At 68.3% G+C, this 13,520-nt stretch carries 13 protein-coding genes; 6 read left to right on the forward strand and 7 right to left on the reverse strand.

Annotated features, from left to right (window positions below; all coding sequences use genetic code 11):
* Window positions 1–96: 96 nt before the first annotated feature.
* The 4 genes from ABT061_RS44250 to ABT061_RS44265 form a co-directional block, all read right to left on the reverse strand.
* Entirely contained in the window at window positions 97–831 is a 735-nt protein-coding gene (locus tag ABT061_RS44250) for a GntR family transcriptional regulator (protein ID WP_350929684.1), read from the reverse strand.
* A gap of 146 nt (window positions 832–977) precedes the next feature.
* Window positions 978–1,325, reverse strand: coding sequence for a hypothetical protein (locus ABT061_RS44255; RefSeq protein WP_350929686.1), 348 nt, complete (start codon window positions 1,323–1,325; stop codon window positions 978–980).
* Window positions 1,312–1,656: a hypothetical protein gene (locus ABT061_RS44260; RefSeq protein WP_350929687.1), complete on the reverse strand. Its 345-nt coding sequence runs from the start codon at window positions 1,654–1,656 to the stop codon at window positions 1,312–1,314. Before ABT061_RS44260 ends, ABT061_RS44255 begins: the two co-directional genes overlap by 14 nt.
* A 289-nt stretch (window positions 1,657–1,945) precedes the next feature.
* Window positions 1,946–2,731, reverse strand: coding sequence for a GntR family transcriptional regulator (locus tag ABT061_RS44265; protein ID WP_350929688.1), 786 nt, complete (start codon window positions 2,729–2,731; stop codon window positions 1,946–1,948).
* Window positions 2,732–2,804: 73 nt separating this feature from the next.
* On the opposite strand from ABT061_RS44265, the gene ABT061_RS44270 reads away from it, so the two are divergent.
* Window positions 2,805–3,257 (forward strand): NUDIX hydrolase, encoded by a 453-nt coding sequence (locus tag ABT061_RS44270; RefSeq protein WP_350929689.1) that lies wholly within the window; start codon window positions 2,805–2,807, stop codon window positions 3,255–3,257.
* Between the two features lie 242 nt (window positions 3,258–3,499).
* On the opposite strand, the gene ABT061_RS44275 is transcribed toward ABT061_RS44270, so the two are convergent.
* The gene (locus tag ABT061_RS44275; protein WP_350929690.1) at window positions 3,500–4,282 is read right to left on the reverse strand and encodes a methylenetetrahydrofolate reductase; all 783 of its coding nucleotides are present in this window, start codon (window positions 4,280–4,282) and stop codon (window positions 3,500–3,502) included.
* Window positions 4,283–5,144: 862 nt separating this feature from the next.
* On the opposite strand from ABT061_RS44275, the gene ABT061_RS44280 reads away from it, so the two are divergent.
* The 3 genes from ABT061_RS44280 (at window position 5,145) to ABT061_RS44290 (ending at window position 9,992) form a co-directional block, all read left to right on the forward strand.
* Window positions 5,145–6,503, forward strand: coding sequence for a TrpB-like pyridoxal phosphate-dependent enzyme (locus tag ABT061_RS44280; RefSeq protein WP_350929691.1), 1,359 nt, complete (start codon window positions 5,145–5,147; stop codon window positions 6,501–6,503).
* 184 nt (window positions 6,504–6,687) lie between these two features.
* A complete protein-coding gene (locus tag ABT061_RS44285) occupies window positions 6,688–8,274 on the forward strand; it encodes a phytoene desaturase family protein (protein ID WP_350929692.1) in 1,587 nt (528 codons plus the stop codon).
* A gap of 62 nt (window positions 8,275–8,336) precedes the next feature.
* Complete coding sequence (locus ABT061_RS44290; protein WP_350929693.1) at window positions 8,337–9,992, forward strand: ATP-binding SpoIIE family protein phosphatase; 1,656 nt, start codon at window positions 8,337–8,339, stop codon at window positions 9,990–9,992.
* Between the two features lie 201 nt (window positions 9,993–10,193).
* Here the strand turns inward: ABT061_RS44290 and ABT061_RS44295 are convergent, their stop codons facing one another.
* Window positions 10,194–11,738 carry a choice-of-anchor I family protein gene (locus tag ABT061_RS44295; RefSeq protein WP_350929694.1) on the reverse strand — a complete coding sequence of 515 codons (1,545 nt, stop codon included), beginning with the start codon at window positions 11,736–11,738 and terminating at the stop codon, window positions 10,194–10,196.
* 185 nt (window positions 11,739–11,923) lie between these two features.
* Between ABT061_RS44295 and ABT061_RS44300 the strand changes: the two genes are divergently transcribed.
* Window positions 11,924–12,511 (forward strand): TIGR03086 family metal-binding protein, encoded by a 588-nt coding sequence (locus tag ABT061_RS44300; RefSeq protein WP_350929695.1) that lies wholly within the window; start codon window positions 11,924–11,926, stop codon window positions 12,509–12,511.
* 40 nt (window positions 12,512–12,551) lie between these two features.
* Here ABT061_RS44300 and ABT061_RS48500 read toward each other — a convergent pair whose 3' ends face one another.
* Window positions 12,552–12,629 carry a 50S ribosomal protein bL37 gene (locus ABT061_RS48500; protein ID WP_386323758.1) on the reverse strand — a complete coding sequence of 26 codons (78 nt, stop codon included), beginning with the start codon at window positions 12,627–12,629 and terminating at the stop codon, window positions 12,552–12,554.
* Between the two features lie 254 nt (window positions 12,630–12,883).
* Between ABT061_RS48500 and ABT061_RS44305 the strand changes: the two genes are divergently transcribed.
* Window positions 12,884–13,480 (forward strand): HD domain-containing protein, encoded by a 597-nt coding sequence (locus ABT061_RS44305; protein ID WP_350929696.1) that lies wholly within the window; start codon window positions 12,884–12,886, stop codon window positions 13,478–13,480.
* Window positions 13,481–13,520: the final 40 nt, after the last annotated feature.

Genomic DNA, 13,520 nt, shown 5'->3' on the forward strand with positions numbered 1-13,520 from the left:
CGCTCTGTCGGTAACTCGTACTGTCGAGTTGAAGGTAAACGGTAAACGGATACTCGACAAGACGAGTTTCCGTTCCGCTATGTGAGCTACATCACATCAAAGGGCATAGGTGTCTTCCAGCTCATGAAGCACCCCCGGAAGCGCCACCTCGATGACCATGACAGGCCGAGTCCCGGCGAAGACCCGAGCCACAACCCCCAGCACCGCCGCCGTCTCCCCCAGCCCCAAAAGCTTTATCTCATCGGCCGTCGGATGACGAGCCGCCAACCGCTCGATGACGTGATCCAGCCGCAGGCCCTTGACCGCCTGGACATGCTGGCGAATGCCGGCCATCAACGGCAACGCCTTCCCCAGGTCGGTCCCCTCGGCCAACTCGACCGGGCACCACAAGGTGATCAGCTCACACGGTTCGCTGCCGTCGCTCAGCAGGACCCGGCGCATCATGATGGGCGCCTCCGGGGGCAGAGCCATCGCCGCCGCGATGTTCGCGGGAGCCGGACGTGGCCCCGCCTCCAGCACCGATGCGCCCTGGTTGGCTTCGGGCCGGTCCAGGACGGCACGGCCAGGCCGGGAGAAGTCCTCCTCAGCCAGCGGAGGAGCCGCCTTCACATACGAGCCCTTGCCATGCTCACGGTCGATGAAGCCCCGCAGCTGCAACACCTGAAGCGCCCGCACAACGGTAGGACGGCTGACCGCGAACTCCCGGATCAGCTGCGACTCAGAGGGCAGCAGAGAACCGGGCGGATAGGTGCCGTCCGCGATCTTGTGCCGGATCGCCGCGACGATCTGGGCGTACTTCGGAGGTGCGTACTCCTCACCGGAAACAGACATCTCAATAACCCAACTACTCGACTTATCGTCAGCATAGAGCAGGCACTCAGCATGTACAGCTGTTCCTCGTGGACGAGCGAAAGAGTGCGGCGGTGCGGAACAGCAAGGTTTCCCTCCCGGACCTTCCACCACACCGCCGCACCCGTCTAAAGGGGCGAACGCCGCATCATGATCATGCTCTTGTGAGGGACGCCCGTGATGATCGACGACTGATCGCCGAACTCGCACAGCACCCACACCATTCGGATCTCAGCGACCACGGGAAAGCTGCGCCAGAGGCGCCGGCTGATCTCCACGACTCTCCCCCACTCGCAGCCCTCCGGGAGAAGACCTTGCGTACAGCGCTCGATGCGGACCGGCGACATCTTGATCCCTGCCGGAGCGGCGTCTGCGCTGTATTCGAAGGCAAGGAAGTCACCGACGCCCAGGTCATCGACCTGTCGTTCTTCGACAGGTCCGGCATCGGCCAAAGCTCGCGGCTCAGCGCGGCCCATGATCGATTCCTTCGGCATCCGAAGTCAGCCAGGCCGGTGAGTGGTGCTCGCGTAGATGCGCGTACTGGAACGCGACCCGCCGAGCCGCACGAGCCGGTTCCGTCGAGCAGTGCCACGCATAGACGAATCGGCCACGTCGCACGTCCCAGCCGGTGCGCCACCAGAACCGGTCACCGTCGCACCAGACGACCAGGCCCACCCAGACCGACACCAGCGCCAGGCCGTAGCCGTCGTGAACATCGGAAGAGATCTTGAGGCGATCGAGTTCGGCCTGGAGCGACTCGGCCGTTTCCGCCGGGGAGACGCCTCCCATCGTCAGCGCCCTGCTCACGACCGCCGTCCTTGCGGAGCCTGCGATGTGGTCAACCCCTGGCACATCGAGCAGTCATCGCGGACACGCATAGAGGACGCGCCCCCGGCAGGTCCGGCGAGAAGTCCGCGCCGAGGACTGACGTACTTCCACCCCCGTCCTTCGCAGGACACGCACTGATCGGTCATAAGACACAGCCCTTCGGTCTGCTGATCTTCGCGTCGTAGATTCAGCCACTCCAGACGTCTGCTCGTCTATAGGAGTTTGAGCGTATGTCATTTATGACTCCTCTAGAGGAGTACGTCAAGTCCTATCGCGCAGGCAACTCGTACGAGAGCACATAGGCATCGCTGGACATCACCGTGTCGCACACCTCCACGGCGCGACCATCGGCGGCATAAGCAGTACGGACCAGGTGAAACACCGGAACACCCGGCGCCAGCTTGAGAGCCCGCACCTCATCACGCAGCGGCATCCGAGACCGGATCTCCTCCACGAAACGATCCAGCCGGAACCCCAACTCCTCCAGCCGAGCGTAGATCCCGCCCGGACCACTGTCCGGCTGCGCGATCCGCGTATCCCGCGCGATCTCCGCCGGGATGTACGACACGGCCGTCTCCACCGGCTGACCGTTGATCAGATACCGGCGCGACCGGGCGATCACATGATCTTCCGAGCCGATCCCGAGCAATCCGGCGACCTCCGCAGAGGGCCGCTCCTCGGTGATCTCGATGGAATCGACGGTCGGCTTCCCGCCCGCACCCTCGGTCTCCGCGATGAACGCGGCCTTGCCCTGCTCACGATGACGACGCGCGAACCGGTCCGAGGCCAGCCGCCGCACCGGAGGATGAGACCGGACAAAGACCCCACGCCCGTGCTCGGCCACCGTCAGCCCCTCGCCCTGGAGGACCTGGAGCGCGTTGCGAATGGTCATCCGCGCGACGCCGTAGTGTTGCATGAGCTGAGCTTCCGAGGGCACCTTGTCACCTTCGGCCAGAGTGCCCTGCTCGATCGCATGCCTGATGTGATCGGCGATCTGCCGGAAGACGGCCCGATCGCTGGTCGGGTCCAGATCCGGAAACGGCAGCTCGGCCACGACCAACTCCTCAACTCGTACATACGTGTACCGCAGTCCGAGAATAGCGATCAGCAGCCCCGGAGGACATCCGATGGATCACCACAACACGCAGCACTCCGTCAGCGTGGCAGGCGTGATCATCGACGACCAGGGCCGCGCACTCCTCACCCAGCGCCGAGACAACGGCCACTGGGAAGCACCCGGCGGAGTTCTGGAACGCGACGAGGACATCACCACCGGCCTACTCCGAGAGATCCACGAAGAGACCGGCCTACACGTCGAGCCCGTCACCCTGACCGGCGTCTACAAGAACATGACCCGCGGCATCGTCGCCCTGGTCTTCCGCTGCAAAGTCATCGGCGGCCACCTCACCGAGACCGACGAAGCCCGCGCGTTCCGCTGGGTCACCGCGGACGAGGTCTCATCACTCGCATCCGAGGCATTCGCCGTCCGCGTTCTCGACGCCATGCACCACAACGAGGTGCCGGCCATCCGCCAGCACGACGGCACTCGTCTGCTCGGGTCGTCACAGCGTCACGAGTGACTTGCCGAATTGTTCTTATGTGGTCATCAAGCGGCGGCGCGCCGCGCCGCCGTACCCGGCCCTCTGCCGCCCGCCGCCTGGGCGTGCGGCGTGGGCGCCGGTCCCAGCCGGCGGCGACCCGGGCCGTAGCCGTACCGCGCACCCGCCGTACCCAACGCACTCACCGACCCCAGCGACGCGCCGCCGCCAAGTTGCTCCGAGCCGCCGGACCGATTACCGGCCAGGACTGCCCAACCATGCCGTCAGCTGAGTAGGTGCTCCAGCCGGGCGGCTACCTCGCGATACCGGGCCACCGGGATTAGATGTACGCCGTCGAAAGCTCCGGAGTCTCGGATCTGGAGCACTTGTTCGCAGGTGGCCTCGACACCGGCGAGGCGGTCGGAGGCGACTTTCTCCACCAGTTCGCTCGGGATGTCGATGTCTGGGATCGCAGCCGCGAGACGTTGGGCGTGCGTCTCACTGGCGAGAACCATCACGCCTGCATATACCGGAACGTCCATCGGGTTGGCCTCCCGCCACCTCAGCAAGGCTTCCAGCGAGAAGCTGACCTGGACAAACATAAAGTCCGCTGCTCGCTTCCAGGCTGGCAGCGGACGCAGCGCCGCAGCTGTGCCAACGCGGAAGGGTCGCACTCCCGCGAACGCGCTGTCCTTCGGTAGGGCTCGGACCTCCTCGATCATCGCCCGCACGTTCAGCTCTCCGGTCCGGCTACCTGAACTGGGCTTGTCCCCGTAGACGAACAGGAACTGGTCAACACCGTATGCGGCTGCGGTGAGCAGGTCCCGGCGGAACCCCAGCAGGTTACGGTCGCGTGAGTTGAGGCAGGCGATACTACGTCCCCCCATTGCCTCAACCTCGTGCGCGACCGCCACGCTGGACACTGTGGCACGGCCGATGTGGTTGTCAGGTACGAGGAAAGTGTCGGCCACCTTGCTCAGGGTGCCGATCTGGTGCCGGACGTGCTTCAGGTCTGGCCGGGTGGGCGGTTCGATCTCGCAGATGATCTGGAACGGGTGATTAGTCATGGAGCCAACCTAGAGAAGGCAGGTGGCGGCCAACCACTCGCTTTCATCGACCGATGCGTTCTGCGATCACATGAGTACCCAAGCAATGATCTGAGCCACCGGCAGGAAGAATCCATCCCCTGTTAGAAAAGCGATGCCTCCGGCGGGGGTCCTCAGCTCCGGGATGATCGCCCGCGCATCGCCGAGGACCCGAGGGGCTGAGGTGGAAGCCTGATCTTCCCGTCTGCCACGTCCCAGGCAAGCCCAACATCCCAACTCCTCCGGATCAAGGCCGTCTGTGACCGTTGGCATCCAATGGCCGAGGAACGTCTACCGGCTGACGTACACGCGAAGACGGCCTTGACCCTCCGTCCCCGGGCTGTTGCCCCTCCGGGGTGGGACGAGGCAGACGGGAAGATCCGGCGAGAGGGGTGCGTGCGTCCGCACGGGGTTCTCAGGCCGTGCCCGTTGCGTGCCCGTCAGGAGGGTGAGCAAAGGGGACTCGCGGGCAAGGCGAAACCGTCTATGAGCTGGAACGCAGCAGGCCGGAGGGTCACGCACCGCAATCTTCCAAACTGGCTACGCGGGTTCGATTCCCGTCGTCCGCTCCGAATGGCTTAGGGCCAGCTCAGACCCCTTGTGGGCGAGCTGGCCCTACCGCTTTCCCGGGGCTTTTTCCCGCTTTCAGAGTCGTTATATGAATGATGGTTTCTCCGCGTGGCGGGCGTGTTCAGGGGCGCGGATTCCTCTCGCCGGAAACCGATCGGACCATCGTGGCCTCGGTGGCGGCGGGTGTCGCGAGGAACCGGGACGTCGCGCGCGAGCTGAACTACGGTGGGTGACGAGAACGGCACTGAGTGGATCCGACACGTGGAGGCACCCGATGACCGAAGCCACCCGAATCCTGCTCGACGAGTCCCGTATCCCCCACAACTGGTACAACATCGTGGCCGACCTCCCGGTCCCGCCGCCACCGATCCTGCATCCGGCCACCTCGCGGCCCGTCGAACCGGACGATCTCATGCCGCTGTTCCCGGTGGAGCTGATCGACCAGGAGGCGAGCGCCGAACGGTTCGTCCCGATCCCGGCGAGCGTCCGCGACGTCTACCGGCTCTGGCGGCCCACCCCGCTGATCCGGGCCCGCAGGCTCGAACGTGCCCTCGGCACCCCCGCGAGGATCTACTACAAGTACGAGGGCGGCTCGCCCGCCGGCTCGCACAAGCCGAACACCGCCGTCCCGCAGGCCTACTACAACGCGCGCCAGGGGGTCGGGAAGCTGGTCACGGAGACCGGGGCGGGCCAGTGGGGCTCGGCACTGGCGTTCGCCTGCGCGCAGTACGGCCTGGAGTGCGAGGTGTGGATGGTCCGCGTCTCGTACGACGGGAAACCCGGCCGCAGGAGCCTGATGCGGGCCTACGGCGCGACCGTGCACCCGAGCCCGTCCCCGCTGACGGCGTACGGCGCCGAGGCACTGGCCCACGACCCCGACTCGCCGGGCAGCCTCGGCATCGCGATCAGCGAGGCCGTCGAGGCCGCGGGGGCCGAACCGGGCACCCGGTACGCGCTGGGCAGCCTGCTGAACCATGTGCTGCTGCACCAGACGGTGATCGGCGAGGAGGCGCTCGAGCAGATGGCCGCGTTCGGCGAGGCACCGGACATGGTCGTGGGGTGCACCGGAGGCGGTTCCAACTTCTCCGGGCTGGCCTTTCCGTTCCTGCGGGAGAAGCTGGCCGGGCGGATGGCCCCGGTGATCCGGGCGGTCGAGCCGGCGGCCTGCCCGTCCCTCACCAGGGGCGTCTACGCCTACGACTTCGGCGACGCCGCGGGGCTGACCCCGCTGCTGAAGATGCACACCCTGGGCCACGGCTTCGTCCCCGATCCCATCCACGCAGGCGGGCTGCGCTACCACGGCATGTCCCCGCTGCTGTCGCACCTGTACGAGCTGGGGATGTTCGAGGCGGTGGCCATGGGCCAGCACGACTGCTTCGAGGCGGGGCTGCGCTTCGCCAGGTCCGAGGGGGTCGTCCCCGCCCCCGAGGCGGCCCACGCACTGGCCGAGGTCGTCGCCGAGGCACTGCGGTGCAGGGAGACGGGCGAGGAGAAGGTCCTGCTGACCGCGGTGTGCGGGCACGGGCACTTCGACCTGGACGGCTACGACCGCTACCTGTCGGGGCGGCTTGAGGATCTCTCGCTGCCGCAGGACCGGATCGACACGGCCCTGGCCGGGCTGCCCTCCCTGTAACCCGGCACGCACCGGGAACTCAGGGAGTTCCCGGTGCGGCCTGGTGTGGCCACTTCGTCGGCTAAGCGCCGCTAAGTCCTAGTCCATGTGGAAATATCTACGAATCTCTGTTAAACACAGGGTTCGCATATAGATCATTCTTTACAATCCTCCATACCAGCAGTCAGAGTGCCCTGGAGGGAACGTGTCGGAGTTCGACGGCGTCATCGTGGGCGGGGGCCACAACGGCCTCACGTGTGCCGCCTACCTCGCGAAGGCGGGGTTGTCGGTCGCGGTCGTCGAGCGCAACGACGTCGCCGGCGGTGGTTGCAGCACCCAGGAGCTCACCCTCCCGGGGTTTCGGCACAACACCCACAGCAGCTACCACTTCCTGGAGGAGGGCCCGGTCCCCGCCGACCTGGAACTCCAGCGGTACGGCCTGAGCTACGTCTATCCCGAGACCCAGCACGCCACGATCTTCCGGGACGGCCGGGCGATCACCGTCTACACCGACCCCAAACGCACCGCCGACTCCTTCGCCCGGTTCTCCAAGGCCGACGCCGGGCGCTGGCTGGAACTGCACGAGCGCTACGCCGAGGCGGCCAGGGAGCTGATGAACGGGTTCCTGTACTCCAGCCCGCTACCACCCCCGGTGCTCGCCGAGCGGCTCAAGGGCGACCTGGGCCGCGACCTGATGAGCTACATGCCGCTCTCGCTGTACGAGGCCGTCGACAGGAACTTCGAGAGCGACCAGGTCAGGGTCCTGTTCAAATCCTTCCTGCACGCCATCTCCATCGAGGACGTGCCGGGCACCGGCGGATTCTTCCCCCGGCTGCTGTCGCGCATCGCCCGGCTCGGCGTGCCCGTGGGCGGTGCGGGGAACGTCGCGAGCGCGCTGCGCGCCGTCATCGAGGAGCACGGCGGCACCGTGGTGACCGGCGCCCATGTCGAGCGGATCCTCGTCGGTGACGGGCGGGCCACCGGAGTGGAGCTGGCAGGCGGCGACGTTCTCACCGCCCGCCGGTTCGTGGCCAGCGCGGTGGACGCCCCGCAGACCGTCCGGCTGGCGGGCCCGGAGAACTTCGGCCCGGAGATCGCGGCCAAGGTCGAGGACTACAAGTGGGCCGGGCACAGCCTCGTCACCCTCCACCTGGCGCTCGACGAGGCGCCGCGCTACCGGGCCGCCGAGTTCGAGCCCGACGTGGACCGGGCCTTCCTCGTCGTGCTCGGCGCCGACGACAGCGAGCAGCTCGGCCGCACCTTCGACCAGATCCATCAGGGACAGCTGCCCGACCGGCTGGCCGGCAACGGCGCATGCCCCTCGCTGTTCGACTCCTCGTACGCGCCGGACGGTAAACACGTGGCCTTCTGGTGGCCATGGGCTCCGTACGACCTCGGTGGCGACGCGGCGAACTGGGACCATCGGCGCGAGGAGGTCGGTGAGCGGCTGCTCGCCGAGTGGGCCGAGTACGCCCCCAACCTCGCGGGAGGCGCCGTCCTCGGCAAGCGGGTCTTCTCACCGCTCGACATCGAGCGGCACTGCATCAACATGGTGCGAGGCAGCCACCACGTGGGAGCCTACGAGCCGTCCCAGCTGGGCGGCAACCGGCCGGTCCCCGAGATGGGCCGGTACCGCACCCCCATCGACGGCCTCTACCTCTGTGGCGCCAGCAGCCACCCCGGCGGCTCGGTCTCCGCGGCCCCCGGATACAACGGCGCCAACGCCATCGCAGAAGATCTCGAACTGGCAACCTGGTGGACGCCGGTTCCCGCACCCCGGTGGAGCGAGTGAAGTCCCGTTTCGTCACCAAAGATCCAGCGACGCCAGGGTTCAGGATGGGCAGTCCCGCATCCATGCACGAGCAGCTGTCCCTGCTCAACGCGGCCAGCAAACGCATCGGCAGCACATTGGACATGTTCGAGACCGGCAGGGAACTCATGGACGTCGCCGTGCCGCGTTTCGCGGACGCGGCCGGCATCCTGGTGCAGGACCGGCTGGTGACCGAGGGGGAGTTCCCCCAGCAGACCACCGACGGCTCGGCGCTGGTGCGGCGGATCGCGGTCGGCGTGGCCGATCCCGCCCCCGGCATGTACGCCATCGCCTTCCCGGTGGACGAGGTGGCCGTCTACGAGTCGTGGACCCCCTACGCCCGGTGCATGGCCACCGGCAACCCGATCCTCTACCCCCGCCTGGGGCGCCGGACCGCCGAGGAGATCGGGCGGTTCTGGAAGCGTGACTCGGTGTCGAAGGTGCTGGAGGACAGCTCGTTCCTGGTGGTACCGCTGAAGGCGCGCGGCCGGGTACTCGGTTTCGTCATCTTCACCCGCCGTCCCACCAGCCAGCCCTTCGACGAGCAGGACGTCAACCTGGCCGAGGAACTGGCGGCCAGGACCGGGGTGTGCCTCGACAACTCCAGGCTCTACAACCGTGAGCGCCGTACCGCGCTGACCCTGCAGAGCAGCCTGCTGCCCGTCGACCTCACCCAGCCGCTGGGCCTGACGATCGCCTCCCGCTACCTGCCCGCCAGCGATCTGGTCGGGGTGGGCGGCGACTGGTACGACGTGATCCCACTGCCCGGCTGCCGGGTCGCCCTCGTCGTCGGTGACGTGATGGGGCACGGCATCAGGGCCGCCGCCACCATGGGCCAGCTCCGCACGGCCGCCCGCACGCTGGCCAGCCTGGACCTGAGCCCGGCCGACGTGCTGTTCCGGCTCAACCTGATGAGCCAGGACCTGGACGCCAGCCAGATCGCCACGTGCGTGTACGCCACCTACGATCCGGTCACGCGGCGGTGCGCGATAGCCTGCGCGGGTCACGTTCCGCCGATTCTGGTGCGACCGGGCGGCGAGACCGAGCTGCTGGAGCTGCCGCCGGGACTGCCCCTGGGCATCGGCAACGAGCCCGCCGAGATGCGGGAGTTCACGCTTCCCGACGGCAGCGTGCTCGCCTTCTACACCGACGGCCTGGTGGAGAGCCGCGACCGGGACATCGAGGAGGGCATCAGCGCGCTGCGCGGCCTGCTCTCCGGCCAGGACCAGGACCTGGAGGAGGTCTGCGACCTCACGATCGGCGCCCAGCGGCCGGGGCACGAGCGCGACGACATCGCCCTGCTGCTGGCCAGGGTGTCCGAGCTGACGGAGAAGGAGTTCGTCGAGACGTCGCTGCCCGCCGACCGCCGCTCCGCCGCCCAGGCCCGCCGCTTCGTCCGGGCCACACTCGGAGGCTGGGGACTCGACTCCCTGTGCGACAACACCGAGCTGATGGTCAGCGAGCTGGTCGCCAACGCGGTCGAGCACGGCCAGGGCGAGGTCGAGCTACGCCTGCTGCGCGGGCCCACGCTGGTCTGCGAGGTGTCCGACAGCTCCGCGTCCGAGCCGGTGATGCGGGAGGCGTCCACCACCAGCGACACCGGTCGCGGCCTGCACCTCATCAACTGGCTCGCCCACCGCTGGGGCTCCCGCCTCACCCCGAAGGGCAAGATCGTCTGGATCGAGCAGCGGCTGCGTTGACATTCTCTCCGCCCTGCCGCGTGTACGGCTTCGGGGGGATCGCCGCTTCGCCGCACGGTGCCGGGATCACTCCCGGTCCTGCCCGCGCCCCACGGTCGTCTGGTCGGACCGGAAACGTCACCGGCCTGTTCCCGTGCCGTCGACGTGCTCGGCGTGGGAACAGGCCGGTTGGTGTGCGGCGTGCCTTCGTGGCCGCGCGGCTCAGCGAACCTCGTAGATCGCGGTGGTGCCGCTGACCTCGTTGCCCACCACCAGGAGCGCGTGGCGGGTCGGGCTGTCGGAGGCGGAGACGAACAGCACGCCCTCGGGGCCTACGTCCCCGGCGGTGCCGTCCGCGACCGAGCCGGCGAAGTCGCGGGTGTTGAGGTATCCGGCCAGGCTCGGCGCCCGGGGATCGTCGATGTCGTAGGCGACGATCCCGCCGACCCGCTCCAGCCCGGCGAAGGCGTAGGTGCGGCCGCGCACCTCACCGACCGTGACCCCCTCGGGCTCGGGGCCCTTGTTGTCGCTGCGGCTGTCGAAGGAGTCGTTCGCCTCGTTGTCGGCGTTGAATGCCTCGGGCAGCTCCTTGGCGACGAGCCGCTCCAGCTCGTCGCCGGAGTCCCAGACGAGCTCTCCGGAGGCGGACCTGATCGAGATCGAACGGGCGCCGAACGCGTGCAACTCGGTGTAGGCGCCGCTCGCGTCCCTGGGCGAGTCGACGGCCACGTTCAGCCGGCCGAGTTCGCCGTCCTTCTTGAGGTTCTCCGCGTCGGGCATCGCGAGGTTCAGCGACTTCACCCTGACCTCGTCGGCGTGGCAGCCCCAGTCGCGCCCGTCGCCCTCGTTCGCGGTGACCAGGTAGGTGCGCCCGCGGTCGCGGAAGTGCGCGATCCCGTCGGGCTGGTAGAGGCCCTTCACCGGCCTGGGCCTGATGTCGATCTTCCCGTCCCTGTCCGAGGCGTCGAAACCGCTCTTCGACCAGTCCTTCAGGCCCAGCGGGACGACGTCGCGGACCTCCACCCGCTTCAGGTCGACGATCGCGAGCGCGTTGTTCTCCTGGAGGGTGACGTAGGCGGTGTCACCGTCGACCGTGACGTACTCGGGTTCCAGGTCCTGGGCGGCGGTCGCCCCGGGACCGGTGATCCGCACCCCCTTGGCCCGCAGCCGCTCGGCGTCGAACTTCTGGAACCCCGCGGTCCGCACCGTCCAGCGCTTCAGATCGACAACGCTCACCGAGCCCTCGGGGTCGACCTTCTCCCCCTCGCAGTAGGAGGACGGCTCGCCCTCGTTGGCCACGACCACCCGGTGCCCGTCGGGGGTGAAGGTCACCATGTCGGGCAGCGCGCCGACGGTCACCTGCTTGAGCTTCTTCCCGCTCCGGGCGTCGAAGAAGGCGACGGTGCCCGGGTCGGTCTTGACCGCGGCCTGCTGGGCGACGGCGACCAGACCGTCGCGTACCGCGACGCTGTTGGCCCCGGGGGTGGCCAGGGTGGCGACCTTGCGAGGCTTGCGCGGGTCGCGGATGTCGAGCACGTCAACGGTGCCGGCCTGCGCGTTCACGACGAACACCCGGCGGGTCTTGGCGTCGTACGCGGTGATCTCCGAGGCGCCGGCGGCGACGGTGCCGGTGGTGTAGCGGCCGAGGAAGGTCAGTTCGATGCCTCGGGGGCCGGATTCGGCGGAGGCCGGGGCCACGGCCGCGGGCAGCAGGATCAGGCCGGTGGCCGCGGCGACGGCCGCTCGGGTGAAGGTCGTGGTGCGCATAGGAGAGATCCTCACGACATACCGTGACTCTTCCCTGACGCCGAGATGACCGGGAGATGAAGCCGTCCGGTCGGATGCGCTCCCGGACGTGCCGGTCATGTCCATTGACGCGATGACTACTGGCGGGCCAGGGGTTACGGTCAAGATGAGGGCCGGGAGAGAACCCGGGAGGGCATCGGGAGGGCATGATGACCATCGACGTACCCGAGGCTTACCGTCGCGCGCTGGACGACTTCGGCGCTCTCGTCCACCGGATCGGCCCCGACCAGTGGGAGAATCCGACACCGTGCGTCGACTGGGACGTGCGCTCCCTCGTCAACCACGTGGTCGGCGAGAGCCTGTGGGCTCCCGAGTTGCTGGCCGGGCGGACCCACGCGGAGATCGGCGACGCCTTCGAGGGCGACCTGCTCGGCGACGACCCCATCAAGGCGTTCGACACCTCGGCCGTGCCCGCCATCCAGGCGGCGATCGATCACCGGGTCCTCGACCGCGTCGTCCACCTGCCCTTCGGCGACGTGCCCGGCCGGGAGTACATCACCGAACTGTTCGCCGACGCCCTCATCCACACCTGGGACCTGGCCCGCGCCATCGGCGCCGACGAGCGGCTCGACCCGGAGTTGGTCGCGGCCTGCGCCACCTGGTTCGCCGACGCGGAACCCGGCTACCGGCAGACCGCGGCCGTCGGGGAGCACCAGGCCGGAGAGCACCGGAAGGTGCCCTCCGACACCGACGCGCAGACCCGGCTGCTGGCCTCCTGGGGCCGCCGCGCGTGACCGCCAGTCCCCGTGGACTCGGGCTCTGTGATCAGTACGGCTAGCGAGCGGTCGGCCGCTTGCCGTGGTTGGCCTTGTGCTTCTTGCGGGCCTTGCCCTTACGCGATCTTCTGGCCATGCCGACCACCCCTTCCCTGAGGTCCTTCCAGGTCCCGCGAGTGCCGGCCTCCGTGATTCCGGACCCGTGATTCCGGACCCGTACGGGACTCGATGTCACCGGTTCAGACCTTCACGTTCCTCCTGCGACGCCCGGCGCACAAGGCCCGAACCGCGATCCGCCCCGCTCCGGTGGGTGCGTTGCCCCAACCTTGACGATCAGCGCCTCCCGCACCTGAGGGTCCTCCCCTCCGGCCAGGTTCTAGGCTCGCCCTCATGCGCGAGAAGCTGATGGCCCGCTGGCTGTCCCTGTCCGGCCCCGAGGCCGAACCCCTCGGCCGTGAACTGATCACCCGGTACGACGAGCCGCACCGCAGGTATCACACCACCACCCACCTGGAGGCCGTGCTCGCCCACATCGACACCCTGGCCTCTCATGCCGAGCACCCGGACCTGGTACGGCTGGCGGCCTGGTTCCACGACGCCGTCTACGACCCGCGGCGCGGCGACAACGAGGAGCGGAGCGCCATCCTGGCCGAGCGCGCGCTGCCGGAGATGGGGCTCTCCCCCGAGGCGGTGGCCACGGTCGCCCGGCTGGTCAGGCTGACCGTCACACACGCCCCCGCACCGGGCGACGCGGACGGGGCCGTGCTGTCCGACGCGGACCTGGCGATCCTGGGCGCGTCGCCGGAGGTCTACGCCGCCTACGCGACCGCCGTGCGCGAGGAGTACGCCTTCGTGCCCGACGACGCTTTCAGATCCGGCAGGGCCGCGGTGCTGCGCTCGCTGCTCGATCTTGCGGCGATCTTCCACATCGCCGATCTGGAGGAGGCGGCGCGGGCGAACATCATGGCGGAGCTTGAGCGGCTGTGAGCAGATGACCACCATAATTCAACAGTATTTCCCGATACCT

The sequence above is a fragment of the Streptosporangium sp. NPDC002544 genome (genome assembly GCF_040295965.1).
Lineage (GTDB): Bacteria > Actinomycetota > Actinomycetes > Streptosporangiales > Streptosporangiaceae > Streptosporangium.

What these genes read in the sequence shown, in the direction of transcription:
- ABT061_RS44250 (WP_350929684.1), bottom strand. Translation starts at nt 831, where the DNA reads ATGTCTGTTTCCGGTGAGGAGTACGCACCTCCGAAGTACGCCCAGATC.
- ABT061_RS44255 (WP_350929686.1), bottom strand. Translation starts at nt 1,325, where the DNA reads ATGGGCCGCGCTGAGCCGCGAGCTTTGGCCGATGCCGGACCTGTCGAA.
- ABT061_RS44270 (WP_350929689.1), top strand. Translation starts at nt 2,805, where the DNA reads ATGGATCACCACAACACGCAGCACTCCGTCAGCGTGGCAGGCGTGATC.
- ABT061_RS44275 (WP_350929690.1), bottom strand. Translation starts at nt 4,282, where the DNA reads ATGACTAATCACCCGTTCCAGATCATCTGCGAGATCGAACCGCCCACC.
- ABT061_RS44280 (WP_350929691.1), top strand. Translation starts at nt 5,145, where the DNA reads ATGACCGAAGCCACCCGAATCCTGCTCGACGAGTCCCGTATCCCCCAC.
- ABT061_RS44290 (WP_350929693.1), top strand. Translation starts at nt 8,337, where the DNA reads ATGCACGAGCAGCTGTCCCTGCTCAACGCGGCCAGCAAACGCATCGGC.
- ABT061_RS44295 (WP_350929694.1), bottom strand. Translation starts at nt 11,738, where the DNA reads ATGCGCACCACGACCTTCACCCGAGCGGCCGTCGCCGCGGCCACCGGC.
- ABT061_RS44300 (WP_350929695.1), top strand. Translation starts at nt 11,924, where the DNA reads ATGATGACCATCGACGTACCCGAGGCTTACCGTCGCGCGCTGGACGAC.
- ABT061_RS48500 (WP_386323758.1), bottom strand. Translation starts at nt 12,629, where the DNA reads ATGGCCAGAAGATCGCGTAAGGGCAAGGCCCGCAAGAAGCACAAGGCC.
- ABT061_RS44305 (WP_350929696.1), top strand. Translation starts at nt 12,884, where the DNA reads ATGCGCGAGAAGCTGATGGCCCGCTGGCTGTCCCTGTCCGGCCCCGAG.